Origin of the sequence: Bradyrhizobium huanghuaihaiense, assembly GCF_007830635.1 — a bacterium.
GTDB classification, from domain to species: domain Bacteria; phylum Pseudomonadota; class Alphaproteobacteria; order Rhizobiales; family Xanthobacteraceae; genus Bradyrhizobium; species Bradyrhizobium huanghuaihaiense.
This window is the reverse complement of sequence record NZ_VLLA01000002.1, coordinates 312182-338328: the sequence shown is the minus strand read 5'-3', so window position 1 is coordinate 338328 and position 26147 is coordinate 312182. Positions and strand designations below refer to the sequence as shown.

At 64.8% G+C, this 26147-nt stretch carries 22 protein-coding genes; 10 read left to right on the top strand and 12 right to left on the bottom strand.

Annotated elements, in window-relative coordinates:
• Positions 1-38: 38 nt before the first annotated feature.
• The 6 genes from IQ16_RS05540 (at position 39) to IQ16_RS05515 (ending at position 5497) form a co-directional block, all read left to right on the top strand.
• Positions 39-1658: a GMC family oxidoreductase gene (locus IQ16_RS05540; protein WP_018647998.1), complete on the top strand. Its 1620-nt coding sequence runs from the start codon at positions 39-41 to the stop codon at positions 1656-1658.
• 10 nt (positions 1659-1668) lie between these two features.
• Positions 1669-2547: an alpha/beta fold hydrolase gene (locus IQ16_RS05535; RefSeq protein ID WP_018647999.1), complete on the top strand. Its 879-nt coding sequence runs from the start codon at positions 1669-1671 to the stop codon at positions 2545-2547.
• 228 nt (positions 2548-2775) lie between these two features.
• Positions 2776-3720, top strand: coding sequence for a metallophosphoesterase family protein (locus IQ16_RS05530; RefSeq protein ID WP_018648000.1), 945 nt, complete (start codon positions 2776-2778; stop codon positions 3718-3720).
• Positions 3721-3739: 19 nt separating this feature from the next.
• A complete protein-coding gene (locus IQ16_RS05525) occupies positions 3740-4075 on the top strand; it encodes a cupredoxin domain-containing protein (protein ID WP_018648001.1) in 336 nt (111 codons plus the stop codon).
• A gap of 109 nt (positions 4076-4184) precedes the next feature.
• Positions 4185-4733 carry a sigma-70 family RNA polymerase sigma factor gene (locus tag IQ16_RS05520; protein WP_026312818.1) on the top strand — a complete coding sequence of 183 codons (549 nt, stop codon included), beginning with the start codon at positions 4185-4187 and terminating at the stop codon, positions 4731-4733.
• Positions 4730-5497, top strand: a complete 768-nt coding sequence (locus tag IQ16_RS05515) for an anti-sigma factor family protein (protein ID WP_018648003.1) — start codon at positions 4730-4732, stop codon at positions 5495-5497. Before IQ16_RS05520 ends, IQ16_RS05515 begins: the two co-directional genes overlap by 4 nt.
• Positions 5498-5515: 18 nt before the next feature.
• Here IQ16_RS05515 and IQ16_RS05510 read toward each other — a convergent pair whose 3' ends face one another.
• Positions 5516-5920: a GFA family protein gene (locus IQ16_RS05510; RefSeq protein WP_026312819.1), complete on the bottom strand. Its 405-nt coding sequence runs from the start codon at positions 5918-5920 to the stop codon at positions 5516-5518.
• Between the two features lie 115 nt (positions 5921-6035).
• Positions 6036-7427: an aminobacteriohopanetriol synthase HpnO gene (gene hpnO, locus IQ16_RS05505; protein WP_018648005.1), complete on the bottom strand. Its 1392-nt coding sequence runs from the start codon at positions 7425-7427 to the stop codon at positions 6036-6038.
• A 143-nt stretch (positions 7428-7570) separates the two neighbouring features.
• On the opposite strand from hpnO, the gene IQ16_RS05500 reads away from it, so the two are divergent.
• Positions 7571-8245, top strand: coding sequence for a DUF2147 domain-containing protein (locus IQ16_RS05500; RefSeq protein ID WP_018648006.1), 675 nt, complete (start codon positions 7571-7573; stop codon positions 8243-8245).
• On the opposite strand, the gene hpnN is transcribed toward IQ16_RS05500, so the two are convergent.
• The gene (hpnN, locus tag IQ16_RS05495; RefSeq protein ID WP_145831297.1) at positions 8213-10801 is read right to left on the bottom strand and encodes a hopanoid transporter HpnN; all 2589 of its coding nucleotides are present in this window, start codon (positions 10799-10801) and stop codon (positions 8213-8215) included. The two genes, IQ16_RS05500 and hpnN, sit on opposite strands and share 33 nt — an antisense overlap.
• Before the next feature lie 461 nt (positions 10802-11262).
• Here hpnN and ispH point away from each other — a divergent pair, with 461 nt between their 5' ends.
• On the top strand, positions 11263-12189 hold the full coding sequence (ispH, locus tag IQ16_RS05490) for a 4-hydroxy-3-methylbut-2-enyl diphosphate reductase (RefSeq protein ID WP_018648008.1): 927 nt from the start codon (positions 11263-11265) through the stop codon (positions 12187-12189).
• 35 nt (positions 12190-12224) lie between these two features.
• A complete protein-coding gene (hpnH, locus tag IQ16_RS05485) occupies positions 12225-13385 on the top strand; it encodes an adenosyl-hopene transferase HpnH (protein ID WP_018648009.1) in 1161 nt (386 codons plus the stop codon).
• Between the two features lie 250 nt (positions 13386-13635).
• Here hpnH and IQ16_RS05480 read toward each other — a convergent pair whose 3' ends face one another.
• The 4 genes from IQ16_RS05480 to IQ16_RS05465 all read right to left on the bottom strand — a co-directional run bounded on the left by IQ16_RS05480 (position 13636) and on the right by IQ16_RS05465 (position 18736).
• Positions 13636-14985 carry a carbohydrate porin gene (locus IQ16_RS05480; protein ID WP_018648010.1) on the bottom strand — a complete coding sequence of 450 codons (1350 nt, stop codon included), beginning with the start codon at positions 14983-14985 and terminating at the stop codon, positions 13636-13638.
• Between the two features lie 148 nt (positions 14986-15133).
• Entirely contained in the window at positions 15134-16192 is a 1059-nt protein-coding gene (locus IQ16_RS05475) for an ABC transporter permease (RefSeq protein ID WP_018648011.1), read from the bottom strand.
• The gene (locus IQ16_RS05470; protein WP_018648012.1) at positions 16189-17715 is read right to left on the bottom strand and encodes a sugar ABC transporter ATP-binding protein; all 1527 of its coding nucleotides are present in this window, start codon (positions 17713-17715) and stop codon (positions 16189-16191) included. The genes IQ16_RS05475 and IQ16_RS05470 overlap by 4 nt, the downstream gene beginning before the upstream one ends.
• A gap of 58 nt (positions 17716-17773) precedes the next feature.
• Positions 17774-18736 carry a sugar-binding protein gene (locus tag IQ16_RS05465; RefSeq protein ID WP_080648176.1) on the bottom strand — a complete coding sequence of 321 codons (963 nt, stop codon included), beginning with the start codon at positions 18734-18736 and terminating at the stop codon, positions 17774-17776.
• A 257-nt stretch (positions 18737-18993) separates the two neighbouring features.
• On the opposite strand from IQ16_RS05465, the gene IQ16_RS05460 reads away from it, so the two are divergent.
• Positions 18994-20262, top strand: a complete 1269-nt coding sequence (locus IQ16_RS05460; protein ID WP_018648014.1) for an ROK family protein — start codon at positions 18994-18996, stop codon at positions 20260-20262.
• A 70-nt stretch (positions 20263-20332) separates the two neighbouring features.
• On the opposite strand, the gene IQ16_RS05455 is transcribed toward IQ16_RS05460, so the two are convergent.
• The 5 genes from IQ16_RS05455 to hpnC form a co-directional block, all read right to left on the bottom strand.
• Positions 20333-21082, bottom strand: coding sequence for a phosphorylase (locus IQ16_RS05455; protein WP_026312821.1), 750 nt, complete (start codon positions 21080-21082; stop codon positions 20333-20335).
• The gene (shc, locus tag IQ16_RS05450; protein ID WP_018648016.1) at positions 21079-23031 is read right to left on the bottom strand and encodes a squalene--hopene cyclase; all 1953 of its coding nucleotides are present in this window, start codon (positions 23029-23031) and stop codon (positions 21079-21081) included. The genes IQ16_RS05455 and shc overlap by 4 nt, the downstream gene beginning before the upstream one ends.
• A gap of 64 nt (positions 23032-23095) precedes the next feature.
• Positions 23096-24352, bottom strand: a complete 1257-nt coding sequence (hpnE, locus tag IQ16_RS05445) for a hydroxysqualene dehydroxylase HpnE (RefSeq protein ID WP_018648017.1) — start codon at positions 24350-24352, stop codon at positions 23096-23098.
• Positions 24352-25191, bottom strand: coding sequence for a presqualene diphosphate synthase HpnD (gene hpnD, locus IQ16_RS05440; protein ID WP_018648018.1), 840 nt, complete (start codon positions 25189-25191; stop codon positions 24352-24354). Before hpnD ends, hpnE begins: the two co-directional genes overlap by 1 nt.
• On the bottom strand, positions 25181-26065 hold the full coding sequence (hpnC, locus tag IQ16_RS05435) for a squalene synthase HpnC (protein WP_018648019.1): 885 nt from the start codon (positions 26063-26065) through the stop codon (positions 25181-25183). Before hpnC ends, hpnD begins: the two co-directional genes overlap by 11 nt.
• Between the last annotated feature and the right edge of the window lie 82 nt (positions 26066-26147).

Below are 26147 nucleotides of genomic sequence, written 5' to 3'. Positions count from 1 at the left end.
CTATTAGGACGGAACGTTAAGCGACGGGTGGAAGCAGAATGCCGAGACGGCTCGAAGGTGAATTTGACTACATTGTCGTCGGCGCCGGCACGGCCGGCTGCGTCATCGCCAACCGGCTCTCGGCAGATTCCCGCAACCGGGTGCTCATCCTCGAAGCCGGCGGCGACGACAACTGGATCTGGTTCCACATCCCCGTCGGCTACCTCTTCGCGATCGGCAATCCGCGCTCCGACTGGATGTTCAAGACCGAGGCCGAACCGGGCCTAAACGGCCGCGCGCTGGCCTATCCACGCGGCAAGGTGATCGGCGGCTGCTCGGCGATCAACGCCATGATCTCGATGCGCGGCCAGGCCGCCGACTACGATCACTGGCGTCAGCTCGGCATGACCGGCTGGGGCTATGACGACGTTCTCCCACTGTTCAAGCGCCTCGAAGACCACTTCCTCGGCGCCAGCGAACATCACGGCGCCGGCGGCGGCTGGCGCATCGAGGCACCGCGGCTGTCCTGGGCCGTTCTCGATGCCGTCGGGGACGCCGCGGAAGAAATGGGCATCAAGCGCATCCCGGACTTCAACACCGGCGACAACGAAGGCACCAGCTATTTCCACGTCAACCAGAAGCGCGGACGGCGCTGGTCCTCGGCGCGCGGCTTCCTCAAGCCGGCGCTGAACCGCCCCAATTTGCGGCTCGAGAAGCACGTCCTGGTCGACCGCCTCATCATAGAGCAGGGCCGCGCCGTCGGCGTGCGCTTCATCCAGAACGGCGAGATCATCGAGGCGCGTGCGAAACGCGAGGTGGTGCTCTCGGCAGGCTCCATCGGCTCGGTGCAGGTGCTGCATCGCTCCGGCATCGGCCCCGGCGACTGGCTCTCGCCGCTCGGCATCGACATCGTCATGGACAAGCCCGGCGTCGGCCGCAATCTGCAGGACCATCTGCAGCAGCGCGCGATCTACAAGGTGGAGGGCGTACGCACGCTGAATGAGACCTATTACAATCTGTTCCGCCGCGGCCTGATGGGGCTCGACTATGCTTTCCGCCGCCGCGGTCCTCTGACCATGGCGCCGTCGCAGCTCGGCATCTTCACGCGCTCCGATGCGACGCGCGCCCGTGCCAACATTCAGTTCCACGTGCAGCCGCTGTCGCTCGACAAGTTCGGCGATCCCCTGCACCGCTTCCCCGCCATCACGGTCAGCGCCTGCAATCTGCAGCCGACCTCCCGCGGCACCGTGCGGCTGCGCGCGACAACGCCTGATGAGAAGCCGATCATCGCGCCAAACTACCTGTCGACCGAGGACGACCGCCAGGTCGCCGCTGACGCCATCCGCACCACGCGGCGCCTGATGCAGCAGAAGGCGCTGGCAAAATATCGCCCGAGCGAATATCTGCCCGGCCCCTCCGTCGGCGACGACGACGCCTCGCTCGCGAAGGCCGCCGGCGATATCGGCACCACCATCTTCCACCCCGTCGGCACAGCCAAGATGGGTACGGCGAACGACCCGATGGCCGTGGTCGATGAACGCCTGCGCTTCTACGGCCTTGGCAATTTGCGCATCGTCGATGCCTCGATCATGCCAACCATCACCTCGGGCAACACCAACACGCCGACGGCGATGATTGCGGAGAAAGGCGCGACCATGATCCTCGAGGATGCGAAGTAGCATCCGTCCCATGATCAGCCAGCGCTTTTCAATCGGCCCCGCCGGCGCAGAGATCGCCGTGTTGCAATGGGGCGAGAGCGCGAAACCGCCCGCTCTGCTCGTGCACGGCACCGGTTTCGCCGCCGATGTCTGGGAAGAGGTCGCGCGCGAGCTTGCGTCGACCTATACCGTCTATGCACTCGATCGCCGCGGCCACGGCGCTAGCCACAAGCCTGGAGCCTATCACTTCCTGGACTTTGCCGATGACGTCTGTCGGGTCATCGATGCGCTCGGGCTGCGCGACATCTACGGCATCGGCCACAGCGCCGGCGCGACCGATCTCCTGCTGTCGGCAACGCTATTGCCGGGCCGTTTCACACGCCTGTTCGTGATGGAGCCGACCATCATGGACCCGCGCGCGGCCCGCTCCGGCGGATTGGACGAAGACTCCCTGTCCCGCGTGCAAGGCGCGCTGCGCCGTCAGGCAGAATTCGACAGCCCCGATGCCGTCTTCAACCGCTACCGCGCGGCACCGGCATTTGCGGATTGGACAGAGGCCTCGCTGCGCGCCTATGTGCAACACGGCTTCGTGCCCCTCGATGATGGCCGTGTACGGCTTTGCTGCACGCCCGAGATTGAGTTCGCGATGCTGCGTCCGATCTACGAGGCGATGACGCAGGTTTACGTTGGCGATGCCCGCGGCAATCCGTTTGGAGGGCTGGCCGAGATCGACTGCCCGGTGCGCATCACGACTGCCACAAAATCGGGGCCAATCTACAAGGAGATGGTGCAACGCGCCGTGTCGCTGATACCGCGGGTCAGCACGCTGGTCTTTGAAGGTGCCGGGCATTGTGTGGCGCAGGAAGTGCCCGCGGCCGTGGTGAAGGCCGTGAATGAGTTCGCGAAATAGATCTCGTGCCCCGGACGCGCTGCAGCGTGCAACGCTGCTGCGCAGAGCCGGGGCCCAGACCGCCCGAGCCGCGTGGGTCCCGGCTCTGCGGCGCACCGCCAAAAGGCGCTGCACCGCGTCCGGGACACGAAATCCCCCTCACGAAATCGTCATCGCATCCGGGAATAACTCCCCCGCTTCCGCAATCACCTCCCCGAAGCCCAATTCCGGGCGACGTGGAGAGGCGCGATGAGCGGACAAGATCACGGGGATGACGGCGTCAGCCGACGCAAGGTGCTGGAATGCATGACCTGGGCCGGCACCGGGGTGCTCTGGACCGTCACGGGCGGCGTGCCGCGCTCGCTCGGCATCATCGATTCCGCTGAGGCCGCGACCGCGGCGGCGCCCGGCATGAGCTTCCTCCAGATCAGCGACAGCCATGTCGGCTTCGACAAGCCGGCCAATCCCAACGCGCTCGGCACGCTGGAGGAGGCCGTGAACAAGATCAACGCGATGCCGGCAAAGCCGTCCTTCATGATCCACACCGGCGACATCACGCATCTGTCGAAGGCCGCCGAATTCGACAATGCCGAGCGCATCATCTCGCAGACCAAGCTCGACGTGCACTACGTCCCCGGCGAGCACGACTTCATCGACGAGGAGGTGAAGCTCTATCGCGAGCGCTACGGCCGCGGCACTAAGGGCCACGGCTGGTACTCGTTCGACGCCGGCGGCGTGCACTTCGTCGGCCTCGTCAACGTCGTCGACCTCAAGGCAGGCGGCCTCGGCAATCTCGGCACCGAGCAGCTCGCCTGGCTCGAGGACGACCTGCGCGGCAAGTCGAAATCGACACCGATCGTGCTGTTCGCCCACATCCCGCTCTGGACCGTCTATCCCGAATGGGGCTGGGGCACCGAGGATGGCGGCCGCGCGCTGGAATACGTCAAGGGATTTGGTTCGGTCACCGTGCTGAACGGGCACATCCACCAGGTGATGCAGAAGGTCGAGGGCAACGTCACCTTCCACACCGCGCGCTCGACCGCCTTCCCGCAGCCGGCGCCGGGAGCCGCTCCCTCGCCTGGCCCGATGAAGGTCGAGGACGCAAGGCTCCGCTCCATGCTTGGGGTAGCCAGCATCAACTTCAAGCAGAACGAGCAGCGGCTCGCGATCATCGACACGCCGCTGCAGGGCTAAGGCTGAACGGACGCTGACAATGAAGACACTCAATCGCCGCGACTTCGGTGTCGACCTCGGTCTCGCTCTGGCCGCGGCCATCCTGTTGCCTGCAACAAAAGCCCGTGCCGACGACATGGAAATCCATATCGATAATTTCGTGTTCCAGCCGGCCGAGCTCAAGATCAAGGTCGGCACCACCGTGACCTGGACCAACCGGGACGACATCCCGCACACCATCGTGTCCGCCGGCAAGTTCAGGTCCAAGACCCTGGACACCGACGACAAGTTCTCCTTCACCTTCACCAATGCGGGCGACTACAAATATTTTTGTTCGCTGCACCCGCACATGACGGGGATGATCAAGGTTGAGTAACGTCTCCAACCAAGGCATCAACGTCCTGCCCGGCCGGTGGTCCCACGCCGGCCGGGCGCATGCGCCCGCGGTCCCGGCAAAAGAAGAACCAGAGGCAAAGCGAGGAGCGATGCCCGCCACCGACGATGTGCAGAAGGCACGGCGCTTCCGCGAGGCGGCGCTGCCCTATCTCGACGACGTCTACACGCTCGCGCGCTATCTGCTGCGCGATGCTTCCGACGCCGAGGATGCGGTGCAGGAGTGCTATCTGCGCGCGCTGAAGCATTTTGACAGCTACCGCGGGCCGGCGATGAAGCCCTGGCTGTTCGCGATCCTGCGCAACGTCTGCAACGCAGAATACGCAAGGCGCGCGCACCGGCCCAGCGCGATCGAGGACACGCCCGGCGCCGACGAGCAGACGCCGCTCTGGCAGGAGACCGAGGCGAGCCCCGAGACTGAAGTGCTGCGCAGCCGCGATGCCGGCGCGATCCGCAAGCTGATCGACGCGCTCGCCGAGCCATTCAAGGAAACCTTCGTGCTGCGTGAGATCAACAACCTGTCCTATCGTGAAATCGCCGAGGCGGTCGGCGTCCCCGTCGGCACCGTGATGTCCCGCCTCGCCCGCGCCCGCGCCATGCTGCGCGCAGCCTGGACGGCGGAAGAGGAGCAAGCGAAATGACCTGCGACGAAGCAAGGATCCTGCTTCACGCGCTGCTCGACAACGAGCTCGACGCCGGCCATGCGCGCGAGGTCGAAGCGCATATCGCGAGCTGCCCGGCCTGCGCAGCCGAGTTTGCCGCGCAGCGCGAGATGCACCGCGCGCTCGCAGATACCAATCTGCGCTACACCGCGCCGGCGGACTTGCGCGCCCGCATCGAGGCCTCGCTGCCGCAGCCGCAGCGCCAGCAACCGAGCCGCCGCTCCGTGCTGCGCGGCTTTGCGATGGGCTCGGCCGTCTCTGCGCTTGCCGCCTCCGGCGTGGTCGCCGTGGTGCTGCGCCAGGACGACCAGCAGCGCATCCTGTCGGAGGTCGTCTCCGCGCATCTGCGCTCGCTCCAGGCAGGCCACCTCACCGACGTGGTCTCGACCGATCAGCACACGGTCAAGCCGTGGTTCAACGGCAAGCTCGACGTCGCCCCGCCCGTGATCGACCTCACCGCGCAAGGTTTTACGCTGGTCGGCGGCCGCCTCGACTACATCGACGCCCGCGCGATCGGCGCGGTGGTCTACCGGCGCCGGCAACACGTGATCAATTTGTTCGTGTCGCAAACCGCGAGCACCGAGCACCGCCCGCCGAAGACCCAGACCATGCAGGGCTTCAACTGCCGCCGCTGGGGCGGCCGCGGCCTGAATTTCTGGGCCGTCAGCGATCTCGGCGCCGACGAGCTCGCCGAATTCGTCGACAAGTTCGAGGCGGCAATGAAGGCGAATGTGGAGGGGTAGCTGCGCCGACGCACGCCGTCATTCGAGCGGAGGAAACCGCTCGAACACGGGCAGTTCGTGAGCGCGCTCCATCCAGCCGATCCGTTCGGCGACCTGGATGTGCATCGTCGCAGGAACGGCATCGGGGTCGTCATAGGTGCCGCTCTGGATGTCGATGACGCCAGGCATCAGGTTCTCGTTGATGTAGAACAGCCCCGTGCCGCAATCGGCGCAGAAGTGCCGGCGTCCGTGCTCGGAGGAATGATAGATCTTGGGCTGGCCGCGGACCACCTTGACTGCGTCGAGCGAATACATCGCCCAGCCGACCATCGGTGCTCCGGCGTGACGACGGCAATCCACGCAATGGCAGAGTGCGTGCACCATCATGTCGCCGTTCACTTCATAGCGGATCGCACCGCAATGACAGCCGCCAGTCACAGGCATGGCTCACTCCTCTCCCGGTCAGGTCAATGCCGGGAAGGTAAGGGCCGATTTGGAGTTTCAGGAGGCGGACTGCTTCAGCAGGTCGCAGGTCGCGACACCAGGCCGCGGCGGAGCCTCAGGCCGACCGCCGCACCGCGTTGTCCACCAGCGTCTTGCCGAGCGACCAGATCGCACCGGGGACCTTGTGGCTGCCGGCGATGACGTCGTCGAACGCCTTCTCGATCCAGCTGCAATCTTCCTCAGTGATGGTGAGCGGCGGCAGCAGCTTGATGGTGTGGCTGCCGTGGCCGGCGACCTGCGTGAGGATCTTGTGATCCTTGAACAGCGGCACGGTGATGAGCTGGCAGAACAGGCCCTTGTTGGCGGTCTCCAGCACGTTCCACGAAGCGCGCAGGCGCAGTGATTTCGGCGGGCCGAACTCGATGCCGATCATCAGGCCCTTGCCGCGGACTTCCTTCAACAGCTCGTAGCCGGGCACCATGCGCGTCAGCGCCAGGCGCAGCTCGGCGCCGCGCTTGGCGGCCGCATCGATGAGCTTCTCCGATTCCATCACGTCGAGCGTGGCGATGCCCGCGGCCATGGCGAGGTCGTTCTTGGAGAAGGTGGAGCCGTGCACGACCGCACGGTCCATCTGGTTGAAGATCTTGTCGAAGATGCTCTTGCGCGTCAGCACCGCGCCGACCGGCACGTGGCCGCCCGAGAGCGATTTCGACAGCAGCACCATGTCGGGCTCGACGTTCCAGTGCTCGACCGCGAGGAAGCGGCCGGTGCGGCCCATGCCGGTCTGGATCTCGTCGGCAACGAACAGCGTGCCGTACTTCTTGCAGAGCGCGGCGGCGCCGGGCAGGAACTCGTCGGTGGGCAGGTTGACGCCCTTGCCCTGGATCGGCTCGACGATGAACGCCGCGACCTCGCGCGAGGCCAGCGCCTTTTCGAGCGCGGCCAGGTCGTTGAACGGGACCGGGGTGCAGCCCGGCAGCAGCGGCTCGAAACCGGTGCGGAAGTTCGAATCACCCGTCAGCGACAGCGCGCCATAGGTCAGGCCGTGATAGCCGTGGGCGCAATAGACGATGCCGGGACGCCCCGTCGCCCCCCGCGCGAACTTGATCGCGGCCTCAACGCATTCCGCGCCGGAATTGGCAAAGAACACCTTGTCGAGATAGGGGACGTATTTCAACAGGCGCTCGGCCAGCACGCCGGCGAGCGTCGAGACGTCGAACTGGACGAGGTTGGGCAGGTCGGCATCGAGCACGCTCTTGAGCGCCTCGCGCATGACCGGATGATTGCGCCCGATCGCAAACACGCCAAAGCCGGACAACAGGTCTAGGTAGCGCGCGCCCTCGCGGTCGTAGAGGTACTGCCCCTGCCCCTTCTGAAAGCCGACATCGTAGCCGATGGTCTTCAGGACCCGGACGAACTGCTCGTTCAGATACCGATTATGCAGGGCGCTGCGCTGGGCCTGCCGGTCCGCGAACAGCTGAGACATGTCTGGATTTGGACTGTGCATCCGCTACATACTTCGGTTGAGGGCCGTCTCGTCAACTGGAAAACGGACCGTTACTGTAAACGGTCTGTGCGGCCTTTTGCCCTTTTTCGGACCATCTTCGCAAGCACAGCTTTTAGATCATGTTGCACTGCCAAGGAACACTCATGCGTTTGGCCCTTTACACCGGAATTATACTGGCTGGCGGTTACGCCTACCTGACTCCGGCCCTCGCCGCCGATCCCACCGGCGACTGGCGGGTCGCCGACGGCGTCGCCAACATCCGCGTCGCCCAGTGCAATGGCAGCATGTGGGGCGCGGTTTCCTGGGAAAAGAAGCCCGGCGGCCGCGACGAGAACAACCCGGATGTCTCGAAAAAGAACAGGCCCACGTTGGGCATGCCGACCCTGATCGACATGAAGAAGAAGCCCGGCGCCGATCAGTGGGAAGGACAGGTCTATAACGCGCAAGACGGCCAGACCTACAGTGCGACCATCACACCTGTCGGCACCGACCAGCTCGAAATCAAGGGCTGCGTGATGGGCTTCCTCTGTGGTGGCGAGACCTGGACCCGAGTCGGGCCGCCGATCCCCTTGAGCCCCGCCAATGCCATGGCCAAGGGCGCGCCGAAGTCCGCCGGCGCGGCGCCGAAAGCCCAAGGAACACAACAGGGAGCACAACAGGCAGCGCAACAAGCAGCCCCGCCCCCCCAAGCCACCACGGGCGCCACAGCGTCTGCGCCGGCCGCGAAGACCGCCGCGACCAAGCCCGGTCAGAAGGCCGCCGCCGATCCCGTCGGCGACATCTGCCTACTCCCTGACATTGCGGGGCTTGCCCATTAGGGCCGGCTGGAACAGCAACACCGCGGCGAGCGTCGTCACCAGCGAGAGCGCCAGCAGCTTGCCCATGCTCGACGTGCCGGGATGGCTCGACAGCCACAGGCTGCCGAACGCGGTCGCCGTCGTCAGCGCGCTGAAGAAGATCGCGCGCGTCAGGCTGGTCTGAAGCAGGTTTGTTCTGCCGGAGCGCCAGGCCACGACATAATAGATCTTGAACGCGACGCCGACGCCGAGCAGCAGCGGGAACGCGACGATGTTGGCGAAGTTGAGCGGCAGACCGATCAACACGCAGATTTCGAGCGTCACGGCGCCGGCAACCAGAAGCGGCACCAGCGTCATCAGCACGTCCACGAACCGGCGCAGCGTGATCCACAGCAAGAGGCCGATCACGAGCAGCGCGTAGATGCCGGCGTGGATGAACGCCTTCACCACGGTGTCGCCGGACTTCAGGATCGAGACCGGCCCGCCGATCGCGGTCGGCTCGGCCTTGAGCACCGCCGCCGCAAACTTGCGCAGCGTGTCGTTGTCGTTGGGATCGCCCTTGGGCAGCGCCTCGACGCGGATGATGCCGTCCTTGCTCTTCCAGGCGCTGACGAGGTCGGGCGGCAGTGAGCTCAGGGTGACGGGGCCTGCCTGCAACGCGTTCCTGAGCTGGTCGAACACGATCTTCATCGGCGTGACGAAGACGTCCTGCGCCTTGTTGCGCGTGGCCTCGTCGCCATTGGCGAGCTTCTCGAGCGCATCGGCGAGCCGGCGCGAGGCGACCGCGCCCGGGCCCTTCGCGTCACCGGCGGTCCGGCGCAGATTGTCGACCGACGATTTCAGCGATTCCACGTTCTCCTGGTCCGTCGGCGCCGCATCGATCTGATCAGGATTGAGCGCGGGGTTCAGCACCTTGGCGCCCTGCGCGATCAGCTTCAGCTTCGGCTGCTGGTCCTGCGGCACGAAGCTGTCGAGCGACATCACCCGGAGCACCTCGGGCACCTTCTCCAGCTTCGCCTGGACCTGTCTTGCCTGCTCCTCCGACGTGGTCATCACGTTGATGGCATTGGCGCCGGTGTTGGGATCCTTGCGCAGGTCGAGGAAGGTCGCGATCGACTCGGCGTGCGGATTGCGCAGATTCATCGGGTTGAAGTCGAACTTCATGAAGTAGAGCAGCGGCAGGCCGGCGAGCGCGAGCAGCAGCGTGCCCCCGACGACCAGCACGCGGTGCTTCTCCAGAAAGTGGTCGAGCGGTGCCAGAAAGGCGTAACCGACCGGCTCCATCTCGCCGGGCGGGTTCAGAAGCTTCAGCAGCGCCGGCAGAACGGTGATCGAGGAGAGGAAGGCCACCAGCATGCCGACGCCGGCGATCTGGCCCAGCTCCGCGATGCCCTGGTAGTCCGTCGGCATGAAGCAAAGGAAGCCCGCTGCGGTCGCCATCGCCGCGAGCGACAGCGGCACCGCCGAGCGTTTCGCAGCCAGCACCAGCGCACCGGAGAGGTCGTTGTGCTTGTAGCGCTCCGAGCGATAGCGGACGCTGTACTGGATGCCGAAATCGACGCCGAGGCCGACGAACAGCACCGCGAACGCGATCGACAGCAGATTGAACGATCCGACCATCATCAGGCCGGCTGCGGTCGTGATCGCGAGGCCGACGAAGAGATTGACGAACACGGCGAAGATGATCTTCGCCGAATGCAGCGCCAGCCACAGGATCAGCAGCACGACGAGGACGGTGCCGACGCCGTTGACGACAGCGCCTTCCTGGACGGTCGCGTATTCCTCGTTCGCGATCGGGACCGGACCGGTCAGGCGCACCCGTGCCTGGAATTTGGTCGGGAAATCGAGGTCGGCGGCCGCCTTGCGGATCGCGTCGGTGGCGTCCTTGCCGGGCTCCAGCGCGTTGTAGTCGAGGATCGGCTTGAACTCGATGAAGGCCCGCTTGTCCGAATCCGACAGCGGCTCGTCGCTGACCAACTCGCGCCAGGAGAAGCTCGCATTGCCCTTGTTGAGCACGGTCTCGACGGTCTGCGCGATCTGGTTGAAGGGCCGCGCGGTGCCGTCGAGCTTCACCTGCCCCCGCTTGACGCCGGCAAGCCCGGTCTCGAGCGCGCCGGTCAGGCCGCGGATCGAGGGATCGCCCGCCATGATCTCGATCAGGGGCGCTGCGGATTCGAATTGACTGGTCGCCTTGGCAACCTCTTCGGTCGGCAGGAACAACAGGCCATTCCGCTCGAAGAACTCGCCGGTGCCGAGCTGCTGCATCGACACGAAATTGGTCTTGTCGTCTTTCAGCTTCGCGTAGAGCGCATCCGCCGCGGCGGTCGCCATCTCCGGCGTCCTCGCCTCGACGACCGCCAGAATCGTCGCATCGCGGTCGAAGGCGCGGTCGAACTGCTGGTCGCGCTGCCGCCAGTCGAGATTTTTGGCAATCAGCGAATTGATGTCGGTGTTGATGGCGAAATGGCGCGCAGCGTAATAGCCCGCGGCCACCGACAGCAGGAGCCCGAGAACGACGACGAGGGAGGCAAGCCGGGTGCAGGCCCTGACGATGGCAACGACTACGCTTTGCAGCACTTCTTTTCTTTCTGCGGTTAACAGCTTGCCGGAAACGCCCGCTGTTTATCGGAGTTCCCGGGCGAAACCTATTGCTGTTTTGAGTGGTTCTCGCCGCAAGAAGGTTCGAGGTAAACGGCGGAAGACCGTGGCAAAATCATGCGGGGCGGTCGGTATAGCCGTGCAGTTGAGGCGGGAAAGTGACGAAGGGGTGAGCACAAATGTCGCCATTCTGCTCACGGCACTTCCTATACTATGCTACCGCAAAACTCAGCTGGCGGGGAACTATAGTTTCATCTGAGCTTTCCTTTCTGCCGATTTTTTGACACAAAGTGCTGTGCCTCCATGCGCCGGGCCCAGTTGGGGTGGGCGGTTACCGCGTGCGCGAGGCCAGTGGTGCGTTTATTGCAACCCATTGGTCAGGTTTGGGTGCCGCTGGGGACAAGGAAGCGGATTGGTGCAACTTGCGTGATGGGCGTCCTATGGAAGTTTATCTGGCGCAGCCGCGCGGCTTCTGTGCGGGTGTGGTGCGTGCAATCGAGATCGTGGAACGGGCCCTGGAGAAATACGGCCCGCCCGTCTACGTGCGCCACGAGATCGTGCACAACAAATACGTGGTGGAGAGCCTGAAGAACAAAGGCGCCATTTTCGTCGAGGAACTGTCCGAGGTTCCACCGAAATCGGTCACGGTCTTCAGCGCCCATGGCGTCGCCCGAAGCGTCGAGGAAGAGGCCGCCGCGCGCGACCTTCCGGTGCTCAATGCCACCTGCCCGCTGGTCACGAAAGTTCACAATCAGGGGAAGCGCTACATCACCAAGGGCCGCACCCTGATCCTGATCGGCCATGCCGGCCACCCCGAAGTCGAGGGCACGATGGGCCAGGTCCCCGGGCCGGTGCTACTTGTTCAAAGCGTTGAAGAGGTTAACGCCCTGACGCTGCCGGCGGATAGCCCAGTGGCCTACATCACCCAGACCACCCTGTCGGTCGACGACACAAGGGACATCATCGCGGCCCTCCAGGCCCGCTTTACAGATATTCAAGGCCCGGATATCCGGGATATCTGCTATGCGACACAGAACCGCCAATCTGCGGTAAGGGACTTGAGCAAGCTGGTCGACGTGATCTTGGTGGTGGGCGCTGCCAACAGCTCGAACTCGAACAGGCTCCGCGAAATCGGCACTGAAGCCGGCGTCGCGAGTTATTTGATTGCCGACGGCAGCGAGCTCAATCCGGAGTGGTTGAAAGATGCCAGGACCGTCGGCGTCACGGCCGGCGCTTCGGCGCCTGAGGTACTCGTGGATGACGTGATCGAAGCGATGCGGCGGATCGGACCGGTCAAGGTCCAGGTGCTCCCCGGTCGCGAGGAAAACATCGAATTCCGGCTTCCGGCCCAACTGGCCGCGAGCTGACCCACCCGAATTTCAAGCCCAGAAAGAAACGTGTAATGGCAATCCCCTTCTTCAAGGAAATGCGTATCGGCGGCTATTTGCTCAAGCAGAAACTGCTTGGCCGCAAGCGCTACCCGCTCGTGCTGATGCTGGAGCCGCTGTTCCGCTGCAACCTCGCCTGCGTCGGCTGCGGCAAGATCGATTATCCCGATGCGATCCTGAACCGCCGCATGACGGCGCAGGAGTGCTGGGACGCCGCCGACGAATGCGGCGCGCCGATGGTCGCCATTCCCGGCGGCGAGCCGCTGATCCACAAGGAGATCGGCGAGATCGTGCGCGGCCTCGTCGCGCGCAAGAAGTTCGTCTCGCTCTGCACCAACGCGCTGTTGCTGGAGAAGAAGCTCGATTTGTTCGAGCCCTCGCCGTACCTGTTCTTCTCGGTGCATCTCGACGGCCTGAAGGACCACCACGACAAGGCCGTGTCGCAGAAGGGCGTGTTCGACCGCGCCGTCTCCGCGATCAAGGCGGCCAAGGCGCGCGGCTTCACCGTCAACGTCAACGCCACCATCTTCGACGGCCATCCGGCCGAGGAGATCGCGAAGTTCCTGGACCTCACCGTCGAGCTCGGCGTCGGCGTCTCGATGTCGCCGGGCTACGCCTATGAGCGCGCGCCGGACCAGGAGCACTTCCTCAACCGCACCAAGACCAAGAAGCTGTTCCGCGACGTCTTCGCGATGGGCAAGGGCAAGAAGTGGAATTTCATGCATTCCGGCCTGTTCCTGGACTTCCTCGCCGGCAACCAGGAATACGAGTGCACCCCCTGGGGCATGCCCGCGCGCAACATCTTCGGTTGGCAGAAGCCCTGCTACCTGCTCGGTGAAGGCTACGCAAAAACCTTCAAGGAGCTGATGGACACCACCGACTGGGAGACCTACGGCACCGGCAAGTACGAGAAGTGCGCCGACTGTATGGCCCACTGCGGCTACGAGCCGACCGCGGCAACCGCTGCCCTCAACAACCCGCTGAAGGCGATGTGGGTGTCGCTGCGCGGCATCAAGACCACTGGCCCGATGGTGCCGGAGATCGATATGTCCAAGCAGCGCCCGGCGCAGTACATCTTCTCCGAGCAGGTCCAGAAGAAGCTCTCCGAGATCCGCAAGGACGAGGCCGCCGCTGCGCAGGAGAAGGCTGCACGGAAGGCTTCGACGGCCGCGTAAGCGCCGGCTACGAACATCGAAACACAAAGACCCGGTCGCTAATGGCGACCGGGCCTTTTGCTTTGTTCAGCTTCGCGTTCGTCGCATGGGTTGCACCGGCAGCGACAACGTGCGGGATGACTGAAATCTCACTTGCAGGGCGGCTTCGCCAAGGGCGGGGCCGCCGCATGTTGCTTACGCTCCGATGCTTCCTGACATGCCCGTCGACGGGCATGCCCTGGCTTTCGCATCAGGCGGCTTCGCGTTCACATCAGAAGTGGACCTCGGTGCGCATGCCGAGAACCACGGCATTGTCGGTCTTCACGCCCGCGGCGTTGTAGCCGCGCCCGCCGGGATTGATCACATATTGCGCGTCGAACTTGAGGTTCATCCAGCCGGTCGCCTGCCATCCGTACCAGACTTCGAGCGGAACTTCGTTGCCGCCGGCGTTGGGGCCGAAGGCCGCCGAATTCACGTGGGTCGTGCCCACCGCGAAGCCGACTTCGTCCTGGGGACGCCAGGAGAACGTTCCGGTATGCCGGAAGCCGAGGGCGATCTGGTAGTCCTGGTAAGACGTCCGGTGATCGGCAACGGTCGTATTGAGGAAGGTATACCAACCCACCGCACCGGGGCCGTCGACGGTCAGCCGTTGCAGGATCGACTCGTAGACGCCGTAGCGGCCCCTTTGACTTCCGAGATTTTGATCCGGGACGCCTCCAACGCCGGGGATGGTGGAGATGATACCGGGAAGGCCACCATCAATGGTCGATGCGCTGTCGTACCAGCCGCCAAACCTCCAGGTCCCGTTCAAGGGCCCCGTCGGCGCCCACACCAACTCCACCGGGACCATCACGCCGCTGGCGGGGGTCGAGTGAGGGACGCCCGGCAGGAAGTAGACGGTCGGGTCTGACGTCGTCAGGTAATTCGGATTGGCGTCGTAGACGCCGACCGAAATCGTGAATTCCGGCGCCAGCTTGTAGTGGACGACACCGGCCCACTGGCTCACCGGCCAGTTGTAGATGTAGCCGCCCTGGATGTTGCCGGGCTGGCCGCCGCAGAAGGTCAGGTTGATGAACTCGCACAGACCGAAGAAGAAGTCGGAGCCGACGGGAAGACGGCCGCCCTTGAGCTCAAGGCGGTCATCGAGAAGTTTCTGCGAGTAGTAGAGCTGGGTCAGGCGCAGAATGTTGCCGCGGCCGAACACCTCGTTGGTCAGTTGCAAGGCGGGAATGCCCGCCTGATCATTCAGGTTGCGGCCGAAGCGATCGACCAGCGTAAGGCCGACGGTGCCGCCCTGGATGCCGGCGAGCTTCCCCATGTCGAGCTTCGCGCCGAACCACAACTGACCAGCGTTCGCCGCAGTGTTCTTGCTTCCGCCCGTGACGTTGCCGACGGATTCGTTACCCAGCGTCAGGCCCAGCTCGATGCCCTGCTCCTTCAGCTTTGTCCTGCCGAGATCGCCGAACAGGTATGGCCTCGTCCAGAAATCATCGGTTTCAGCATAAGGAACAGGCGCAGCTTTCGTCACCATATCCGCCGCATGCACTCCACCAGCCATCAGCGATGACAAAGCGATCCCGACACCGCACACACGTGCAGTGCTCACTAACCTGCGCAACATTACTCGTCCTCCCGCCGTCTCAGGCTTTGTCGTTCTTGCCTCACGTTCCCGCCAAGCCCTCGAGCCTGGAACGTGCTCCTTCCCCAGCACACACCGTCACAGCCGCGCGCCCACGCAGCTGCCCTGTGTCAACTGGAGCCTGGATCCGTCATGCCTGGTCGCCCGTTCTCACCGGCAGCGCGCCCACGCCGTGCGGTGCTGCGCTCTGCTGTCCTTCAAGTGTCGATCGCGGCGCCGTGCGGGCGAGGCCGGCCAGCGCCATCTTGCGCCGACGCCGGGCCTGCAACTGATGATCCGCCAACACGCCGATCAGAATCACCGTCCCCATCACCGCGAAGTTCAGGGAATTGGGGATGCCCAGGATGTTCACGAGGTTCTGCAGCACCTGCAGCAGCGCAGTCCCCAGCACGATGCCGAGGATCGAGCCTTCGCCGCCGCGCAGGCTGCACCCGCCGAGGACGGCAGCCGCGATTGCGTAGAGCTCATAGAAATTGCCGAAGGAGCTCGGAGACACCGAGTTCGTGTAGAACACGAACAAGACAGTTGAAACTCCGGCGAGCAAACCGCTGATGATGTAGGCGGTTGCGATCACGAGATTGGTGTTGATGCCCGAGAAGCGCGCCGCTTCCTCGTTCTTGCCGACGGCATAAAGCCAGCGCCCGTAGACCGAGCGGTGCAGCACCACGCCGAGGACGAGCGCAAGGATGATCAGAAGGATAAAGGTGTTCGGGATGCCCGCCACATTGCCGGAGGCAATGCTGCTCAACGTCGCGGCCTCGTCGCCGTAGCCGAAGCCGCGTGTCGAGTCGGACGTATAGTAGCGGGCGGCGCCGCGATAGATCAGCAACCCGCACAGCGTCACGATGAAGGGCTGCATCTTCAGCCGGGTGACGAGGAAACCCTGAATTGCTCCCAGCACCAGCCCGCCCAGCAACACGGCCAGCAGCGCCAAGGGCCAGGGAACCTGATACGTCGTCAGAAGATCGATGAATATGACGCCGAGCAGCGCGAACATCGAGCCAAGCGAGAGGTCGATGCCGCCGGTGATGATCACGAGCCCCTCGCCGAGCGCAAACACACCGAACAGGCCGATCAGGTTGGCCATGTTCAGCAAGTTCACCAGCGACAGGAAGGCCGGATTGATCGCGCCCGTGACGGCGGCAATCACCAGGAGCAGCAAGCCCAGGCCGAGTTCTTTCTTGTTCATGGCGCAGCCGCTTCCACGGTTTCCGGCGCCTGGCCGATTGCAAGCTGCAGCACGTTGTATTCGCTGAACTGCGGGCGCTCCAGCACGCCGCTGACGCTCCCTTCATGCATCACGGCGATGCGGTCGGAGACGCCAATGACCTCCTCCATGTCCGAAGAAATCATCACGATCGCGACGCCCTGGTCGGCGAGCTCTCGCATCAGCGCGTAGATCTCGCTCTTGGCACCGACATCGACGCCACGGGTCGGCTCGTCGAAGAACATCACGCGCGGCTGCATCGAAAGCCACTTGCCCAGCACGACCTTTTGCTGGTTGCCGCCGGAGAGCGTCACGGCCTCCATGTCGATGCTGGGCACCTTGATGGAGAGGCGCCTCACCTGCTCTGTCGAGACCTTGCGCTCAGCCGGGCCGCTGACCAGCCACATCCGTGCGTAATTCAGCAGGCTGGCCAGCGTCACGTTCTCCCGGATCGGCAGCTCCAGCACGAGTCCGGATTTCTTGCGGTCTTCCGGCATCAGATAGATGCCTTGCCTGATCGCGTCCCGCGGCGATGCGACCTCGACGGGCGCGTTGTCGATCCTGATCTCGCCGCCCAGCGGCGGATCAATGCCGAAAGCCGCGCGGGCCAGGGAGGTGCGGCCGGCACCCACGAGCCCTGCCAGCCCGAGTATCTCGCCATGCCGCACGGAAAGATCGATCTGCCGGTCGGGAAAGGCCGACGTCACGAGGCCGACGATGTCGCAGCCGCCCGGCTGCGGCGGCCGCTTCGGCGGTGTATGCAGCGCTTTCAGGTCGCGACCGATCATCAGCCGGATCATTGCGGCGTGGCTCAGCCTGTCCCGCGCCAGCTCTCCCACCGTGCGCCCGTCGCGGAGCACCACGACGCGGTCGGCGCAGGTCATGATCTCGCTGAGCCGGTGAGAGATGTAGATCACCGAGATGCCGTGCGCCTTCAGATCGGCAATCACCTCCAGCAGCCGTTCAGTCTCCGAAATCGTCAGGCTGGAGGTCGGCTCGTCCATGATGATCACGCGGGCGTCGATCGAGAGCGCCTTGGCGATCTCCACCAGCTGACGCTCGGCGATCGACAAATTGTCGACCAGCGTGTCCGGGGAGAAATCGGCGCCCAGCTGCTCCAGCAGCGGCGTCACGCGGGCGCGCATCTCCGCGTCGTCCACCAGCTTCAGCGGGCCGCCGACGAGCCTCTCGCGTCCAATGAAGACGTTGGCGGCGACGTCGAGATTTTCGAAAAGGTTCAATTCCTGATGCACGAAGGCGATGCCGGCCTGCGTCGCCTCGTTCACCGTCATACGGACGCGCTCGGTGCCGCCGATGCGGATCACGCCCTCGCTCGGCGCGATCACGCCACCCAGCACGCGCATCAGCGTCGATTTGCCGGCGCCGTTCTCGCCGATCAGGCCCAAGACCTCGCGGCGGTACACACGCAGGCTGACATCGTCGAGGGCCATGACCCCGGGATAGGACTTGCTGATCCCGGCGAGTTCGAACAGGATTTCCGCCATTCGTTTCCTCCCGCACGACGCCCGACTGTGCCAGCCGGGCGTCGAAAGGCGCTGAAAGTCACTTCTTCAGCAGTCCCTTCAGATTTGCGGTGAAGTCCGCGACGTTGGACTTGCTGATCACCTGGGTTGGCACGATCAGCTTGCCGCCCGGCGGAATCCAGGACTTGTCGCCGTTCAGCGTCTTGATGATGTTAGTGGCGGAGAGATAGCCGAACTCGTACGGCTGCTGCACGACAGTGGATTCGATTGTGCCGTCGGATATTCCCCGCAGCGTGCGCTGGTCCTCGTCGAAGCCGACGATCTTCACCTTGCCGGCCTTGCCCGCCGCCTTGACCGCGTCATAGATCAGCGGTGTCTCGTAGCTCCAAAGACCGGACAACAGCGCAATGTCGGGATATTTGACGAGCACGTTCTCCATATTCGCCTTGGCCTTGGCGAAGTCCACCTGGTCCGTGAACACGTCGACCAGTTCGACCTTGGTGCCGGCGATCGCGTCCTTGATCCCCTGCACCCGCTCGCGAGCATTGTCCGCGTCCATCGTGCCGACGAACAGCGCGATCTTGCCGCCGTTCGGCAGCGCCTTCTTGATCTCCTCGCCTGCTTGCCGCCCGGCCGCGACGTTGTCGGTACCGATATAGGCGAGACGATTGCTCTGCGGCGCATCGCTGTCCGTCGTGATCAACACGGTCTTGGCTGCAACCTTGTTGAGCTGTTCGGTCGCGTGCGGCGCATCGTCGACCGAGATGGAGATGCCGGCGACACCACGCACCAGCAGGTCGTCCAGCTCGCGCCGCTGGCCCGCCGCCGTGCCTTCGTTGGTGACGATCAATTCGATATTGTAGTCCGGGTGCTCCTTCTGAGCCTTCTCGAGCCCGCGGCCGGCGATGGTCCAGAAGTCGGCCGCAACATTGGTGACCAGCGCGATGGTCTTTTTCTGCTGGGCCTGCGCCATCCCCGTCGCCATCGCGAGCGCGGCGGTCGCGAGCAACGGCACTAGCAATTTCTTCATCGATCCGTTCATGTGCACCTCCCTTTGGTGCCCCGGATGAGGGGCTTCACGACGCTTTTGCGCCTTGTTTTATTCACGAAGCGAAGAAATGTCGCAGAGCAAAAACATCAAAATCAGGATGTACTGGCTCCTTCTTCAAGCGGAAATAGTACATGAGGTATGATAATAGTAAATATAGCGACGCAACGACGCACCATAGCTGTGCCTTTTCAACAACACCTTATGGGATGCGCGCCTATTAATTTCACCTACTGAATTAAAGAGACAACATGGCTGACCAAATTGAGCCCCCGAAACGTATTTCAGGCATGTCCCGCGGCTCGAATCGCGGCCGCCTCGTAGAGGTCTTGCGACGCCAGGGGCCGTTACCGCGTGTGGAGCTCGCCCGGAGCACGGGATTGAGCTTCCCCGCCGTGTCTGGCTTGACGTCGAGACTGATCGCGGAAGAGCTGCTGTGCGAGACCGAAACGGCGGCAACCTCATGGTCCGACGACGCGGACGAAGACGATGCGGACGGGCTGAACGGCCGCCGCCGTGGCCGGCCGGCCGTGCTGCTGACCCTGAACCCGGAGTTCGGCCGCATCATCGCGGTCTCGCTCCGCATGAATCTGATTGAAACACTGATCGCGGATTTCAGCGGCTCCGGCCTGGCGCAATCGCGGCTCGAAATCGCGACGCGGGCTCTCGATACGGGCGCGTTGTGCGATCTCGTGATTGCGCAGATCGATACGATGCTCGAGGCGACGGCCACACCGCGCCATCGCCTGTTGGGAATAGGGATTGCCCTCCAAGGCATCGTGAACGCGGACACCGGCCGGCATCTTTGGAGTCCGGCGCTGTCCGTCACCGATGTCGATCTGGTGAAGCCGGTGCGCCAGGCTTTCGACGCCGAAGTCGTGATGGCGAATGACGCTGTCGCGGTTGCGCTCGCCCTCACCGCCGCGGAGCCGTCACTGGCGCAGGGCCTCTCGGCCACGATCATGGTCGGCCACGGCGTCGGCATGGGCGTCGTTGTCGACGGCGAAGCGCGCTGGGGCGCCGGCGCCGGCAGCGAGATTGGCCATATCAAATTGGGATCGAACGGGCCGCAATGCCGCTGCGGCCAGCGCGGCTGCATCGAGGCCCATCTCGCCGACTATGCGCTCTACCGCGACGCTCGCACCTTTCTCGACTTGCCGCCGGCGGCGGCGCAACAGCCCTCCGAGGCGCAGATGGCCCTCCTGCGCGAGCGAGCGCGGAGCGGCGATCCCCGTCTCGAGCACGTCTTCCAGCAGGCAGGTCGCGCGCTTGCCGAGGCGGTCGCGGCAACGATATCGGTGCTGCGCCCACACCATGTGATCCTGGCGGGACCCGGCCTGCAGGCATTTGACATGATGCGCCGCGCCTATGAGGAGCGGCTCGAGCAAGCGGTGTTGCCATGGCTGCTCAAGTCCACGGCGATCTATCTGCGTCCGAGCGAATCGGCGGCAATCGTCGAGGGCATGGTGCGACGGACCTTGTGGGTCGTGGACCGAAACCGCATGGAGGCGACCGAGTGAGCATGCACCAAAACGCAAAAGGCCCGGTCGCCAATGATGACCGGGCCTTTTGTTTTATCGCATCAAGAGATCAGGCCGCCTTGGAGACCAAAGCCTCGCTGTCGACGAGTTCAGTGCCGATCAGATAGTCGCGGCAGCCGCGCAGTGAGCGCAGCGCGCGGTTGAAGTCGATGCCGGTCGAGACCAGCGCATGCAGCGTTGCCGGGTTGCGGACGATGCCACGCAGCACCGCGGCGAGGTCGATCTGGCCGTTCGGCTTGATCGCGGCGCGGGCGAGCGCGGGCAGCGCGCGGTGGGCGGGGTCGCTGATGACGCGGACCGCGGCGAAGGGCAGCCCGGCCTCGGCGGCGTAGGCCGCCGCGATGTGGCTTTCCATATCGACGGCGGAGGCTCCGGTTTCGGAGTGCAGCGCCGCCTTGCAGGACCGCTTCGTGACCACCTCCTCGGCGCCGGCGAGGCTGCCGCGCACCACGCGGCGGCGGCCCGAGGTCAGGCGCTCGATCAGGTCGTCGCCGAGCGACAGGCCGGCGGCCCAGCGGGTGTCGCCGGACAGCACCTCGGTCGCCAGCACGACGTCGCCGGAGCGCAGCGTCGGGTCGAGCCCGCCGGCCACGCCGAACGAGATCACGCCGCGAATCGTTTCAGGGTCCACCACCGTCAGCAGCGCCCGCAACTGGGCCGGGCTGCTGGACGAACAGATGACCGCCATGCCAGGACCGGCCGCAATACGGGCCTCCTGCACCAATCCGGTCACGATCAGTATCGGCCGCGGGTCGATGGCATTACCCGCGGTAATATAGTCCCCCGTCCCCAAAGTCACATTCCGACCCCTACCACCCTGCTGTTGGTGTTCCGCAAGTTCCGATACCGCGCCAACGCCCACAGCGGAAAGAACTTTGGGTAACCATGATACCGTAGATAGAACACGCGGGGGAAGCCTGTGGCGGTATACCGCTGCTCGTCCCACAGTCCTTTTTCGTTCTGTGTTGCAATCAGGTACTCCACCCCGCGGGCGACGGCCGGGTGATCAACCTCGCCTGCCGCCATCAGGGCAAGCAAGGCCCATGCCGTTTGCGAGGCGGTCGAGGGGGCGGCTTCCCAGCCCTTGTAGTCCAGGCGGTAGCTGACGGCGTCCTCGCCCCAGCCACCGTCGTCGTTCTGGATCGAGGCCAGCCAGTCAGCGGCTTTCCGGATCATGGGGTCGTCGTGGCGGACGCCGGCCATGTTGAGGGCGCAGACCACCGACCAGGTTCCATAGATGAAGTTCATGCCCCAGCGGCCGTACCAGGACCCCTCGGGGTGCTGGGTCTTCCTGAGGTAGGCGACGCCGTCGGCGACGTGCTTGCTGGTCTTCTCGGTCTCGCCGAGCTGGGCCAGCATCGAGATGCAGCGCGCGGTGACGTCCTCGGTCGGCGGATCGAGCAGCGCGCCATGGTCCGAGAACGGGATGTTGTTGAGGTAATATTCGAGGTTGTTGACGTCGAAGGCGGCCCAGCCGCCGTCGTCGCTCTGCATGCCCTCGATCCACTCCCGGCCGCGGGCGATCGCGGCATCATAGCCGGTCGCACCGTGCTCGCGGCGCATGCGGTCCATCGACATCACCACCACGGCGGTGTCGTCGAGATCGGGGTAATGCGCATTGTTGTACTGGAAGGCCCAGCCGCCGGGGCGAACGTCGGGCCGCTTCGCCGCCCAGTCGCCCTTCACCTCGAGCTCCTGCCTCGGGATCAGCCAGTCGAGGCCCTGCTTCGCCGCAGGCACCGCCTTGTCGCCGCCGGCTTCCAGCAGCGCGTGCGCGGTCAGCGTCGTGTCCCACACCGGCGAGACGCAGGGCTGGCAATAGGCTTCGTCGTCGCCGATCACGAGCAGCTTGTCGATGCCGCGGCGCGTGATCGCGCGCGGCGGGAAGTTCTCGTCCTTGCCGAGCGCGTCGTACATCATGACGATGTTGGCCATCGGCGGATAGATCGCGCCCATGCCGTCCTCGCCGTTGAGCCGCTCCTCGGTGAAGGCGAGCGCGGCGTCGATCGCGCGCTTGCGCAGGCTCTTCGGAAACAGCGGCTCGATCACGCGCAGGATCGCATCGAGCGAACGAAACAGCAGGAACCAGGCCATGCTCTGGTGCGGCGCCTTCGCGGTCATGCCGATCGAGCGCGGATCCTGCAGGAACAACTCGTCGATGCCGACGCCCTTCGGATTCCTCGCGCGCGGCTTCAGCGCGGCGATCACCATCAGCGGCACCATGGTGGTGCGCGCCCAGTAGGAGATCTTGTTGAGATGGAACGGCGACCAGAACGGCAGCAGCACGATCTCGATCGGCAGCACCGGCACCGCGCGCCAGCTCACGACGCCGAACGTCGCGAGCAGGAAGCGGGTGAAGACGTTGCTGTTGATCGCGCCGCCGCGGGCGTGGATCGCCTCGCGCGCGCGCACCATGTGCGGGGCATCGACGGAGTCGCCGATCATCTTCAGCGCGAAGTACGCCTTCACGCTGGCGCTCATGTCGAACTCGCCGTCATGCACGAGGGGCCAGCCGCCATGGGCGCCCTGCACGCGACGCAGATAATTGCCGATCTTGGCCTCGAGCACGGTGTCGACCGGCTCGGCGAGATAGTGGCGCAGCAGGATGTACTCGGCCGGAATCGTGCAATCGGCCTCGAGCTCGAACACCCAATGGCCGTCGGCTTGCTGGAAGCCGAGGACGCCTTGCGTCGCCGATGCAATGCTCGATTCCAAAGCTTCGCGGCTGGTCGCGTTCACGGAATCCATGTCGCTCGATTGCTCCGATAGTCGATTGAAAGTTGACCGGGACATTGCCCGTCAGGGCCGCTTTTCAGGATCCTTTGGCGGCCAGAACCAGATCGGCGGCGCGGTCACCGGACCGGACCGATCCCTCGATGGTTGCCGGCAATCCCGTAGCAGTCCAGTCGCCGGCGAGGAACAGGTTTTTCAGCGCCGTGACCGGCCCGGGACGCAGGGCATTCTGAGCAGGCGTCGCCGCAAATGTGGCGCGGCGTTCGCGCACGATCTGCCAAGGGGGCAGCTCACCGGAGACACCGCCCGCCTTGCAGACGTCGTTCCAGATCGCCTGCGCGAGTTCCTCGCGCGGCATGTCGACGAGACGGTCGCCGTTGCTGATGGTCACCGAGAGCCGGTTCGGGAACGCGAACAGCCATTCCACGACGCCGCCGATCACGCCGAGGATCGGCGCCGAGCCCGGCGGCGGCTCAAAACGGAAATGCGCATTCACGATGGCGCGGAATTCGGTCGGCGTCTTCAGGCCCGGCAGCAGGCTAGCTGCCGCGCGCGGCGGCACTGCCATCACAATGACGTCACCTGCACCGAGCTGGATCACATCCTCGCCGCCGAAGTTCAGCGCGGTCACCTTGCCGTCGGTGCTGACGAACGAACGCAGCTCATGGCCGAGCTGAACGGTGTGGCCACGCTCAGCCAAGAACTTCACCGCCGGCTCGATCAGCACGGCGCTGAGACCGTCGCGCGCGATCAGGGGACGGCAGGCCTTCCCGCCCGCAAGCAGCGTCTCGCGCACGATCGCACCGGCAAGCCCGGCCGATCCCTCGGGCGGATCGACGTTGAGCGCCGCGAGCAGCAGCGGCTGCACCAGGCGCTGGTAGAGGATGCCTTCGGTCGGAATGGACTTGCCGACCAGCGTCTCCTCCGACGCCCAGACCAGCGGCGCCAGCTTGAGATAATCGGTGAGGCCGGTGTCGGGCACGCGGCGGCCTTCGTCGAGCACCCAGGTCGGCCATCGTCCATCGCCGAGATCGATCTGCCAGCGCTGCCCGGTCTTGATGTCGACGAACGGAAATTGTGCGCGATCCGGCCCGACGAGTCCCGCCTCGGTGCCGATTGCGCGCGCATAGGCGCGTGCGTGGCTGTTGCCCGACAGCAGCAGATGATTGCCGTTGTCGATGGTGAGATTGGTGGCGCCGTCGAAATAGGAGCGGCAGCGGCCGCCGGCCTGGTGCGTCGCCTCGTGCACGGCGACCTTGAAGCCGGCATTGGCGAGCCGCACGGCGGCGGAGAGGCCGGAAATTCCAGCACCGATGATGTGAGCTGTGTTTTGCATCAGATGAAAGCGTAACGGAGCAGGATCAGGATGCGTGTGATCTTCGACACACGCACCGGCTCGCGCGGCGCGTTGAAACCGCGCGCGATCAGGAGGTCCAGAATGGAATGATAGTATTTCGACATGATCCGCGGCGCGCGCACGGCGCGGCGCTTGTTGCGGTTCATGATCTCGTCCGACTTCTCGAAATGCATCTTCGCGCGCTGCGTCAGCGGCACACAGACCTTCGGCAGCGCGCGCTCGGCGATCACACGGTTCGGATCATTGGAGGTGATGCCGGCATGCAGCAGCGCCTCGCGCGGCAGATAGAGCCGGCCGAGGCCTGCGTCCTCGTCGATGTCGCGCAGGATGTTGGTGAGCTGAAGCGCGCGGCCGAGATGGTAGGCGAGCAGTATGCCGTCTTCTTCCGGCATGCCGAACACGCGCACCGACAGCCGCCCCACGGCGCTGGCGACGCGATCGCAATAGAGATCCAGCGTCGCCATGTCGGGCGCGCGGATGTCCTGCGGCACGTCCATCTCCATGCCGTCGACGATGGCCAGGAAATCCTCGCGCTTGAGGGCGAAGGTCTTCACCGAGGCGACGTAGTCCTTCAGCCGCGGCGGCGGATTGCCCTGGTAGAGCGCGTCGATGTCGTTACGCCATTGCTGGAGCGCAGCGAGCCGCTCGTCGCGCGGACCGTCGGAATCGGCGATGTCGTCGACCTGGCGGCAGAAGCTGTAGATCTGGAACATCGCTTCGCGCTGGTCGTGCGGCAGGATGCGCATCGCGGCATAGAACGAGCTGCCGGATGCGGTCGAGCCATAACTGGCGCCGGGCGTGGCCGCCTCAAGCGTCATGTGCAGTCCCCGGTCTGGTTATGGCCTTGCGTCCGATCGCGCGGCGGCCGACTTCGCCGATCATGCCGGCGAGGCTGAAGGTGAGAAGCTCGAACTTGTTCAGATGCACGCGCTCGCGCAAGGGATCGCGCACCTTCAGGAGGCGCACGATGCGGTCGGCATAGGCCTGGATCACTGCGACGTCGACCCCGAGGCGGAAATCGCGGATCTCCGCGCTCAACGACCTGCCCTCGTCGAGCAGCGCCTCGTTACGCGCGGCGAGCGACTGCAGGCAGGCCAGCATCGCCGGCGGCGATTGCGCAAGCCCAAGCTGCTCGACCGAGGCGCCGCTCGCGGCCAGCGCGTCGCGCGGGAGATAGACGCGGTTGAGCTCGCGGAAATCCTTGCCGCAATCCTGCAGGTGATTGTTGATCTGGAGGCCTGCGCAGAGCGCATCGGAGGCGGCCCAGGTCGAGGTGCTCTCACCGTGGACGTCGAGCATGAAGCGGCCGACCGGCATCGCCGAATAGCGGCAATAGTGGATGACCTCGTCCCAGGTCTCGTAGCGCAGCTTGGTCACGTCCATGCGGAACGCGATCAGCACGTCGAGCGCGTGGCGCGGCGCCATGCCGCGCTCGGCCAGCGCACGGCGCAGCGTGACGGCCTCAAGCTGGGTGTCGCCCTTGCCGAGCAGTTCCGCCTCGAGCAGGTCGAGATAAGCGAGCTTCTGGTCGGGCGGCAGCGTGGCGTGGTCGGCGATGTCGTCGGCGGTGCGGACGAAATTGTAATAGGCCAGGATCAGGGCGCGATGACGCGGATGAATGATCCAGGACGCGACGGGAAAATTCTCGTCGCGGTCACCTTTGCCGGATCGCAATTCGCTCGCAGAGGTCATCGAGGGCTGGTTTACAATCGTTTGGACAGGAAGGGCTTTTTCGCACGCGCGGGCTCATGCCGGCGATGCCGCCGCGGCCCCC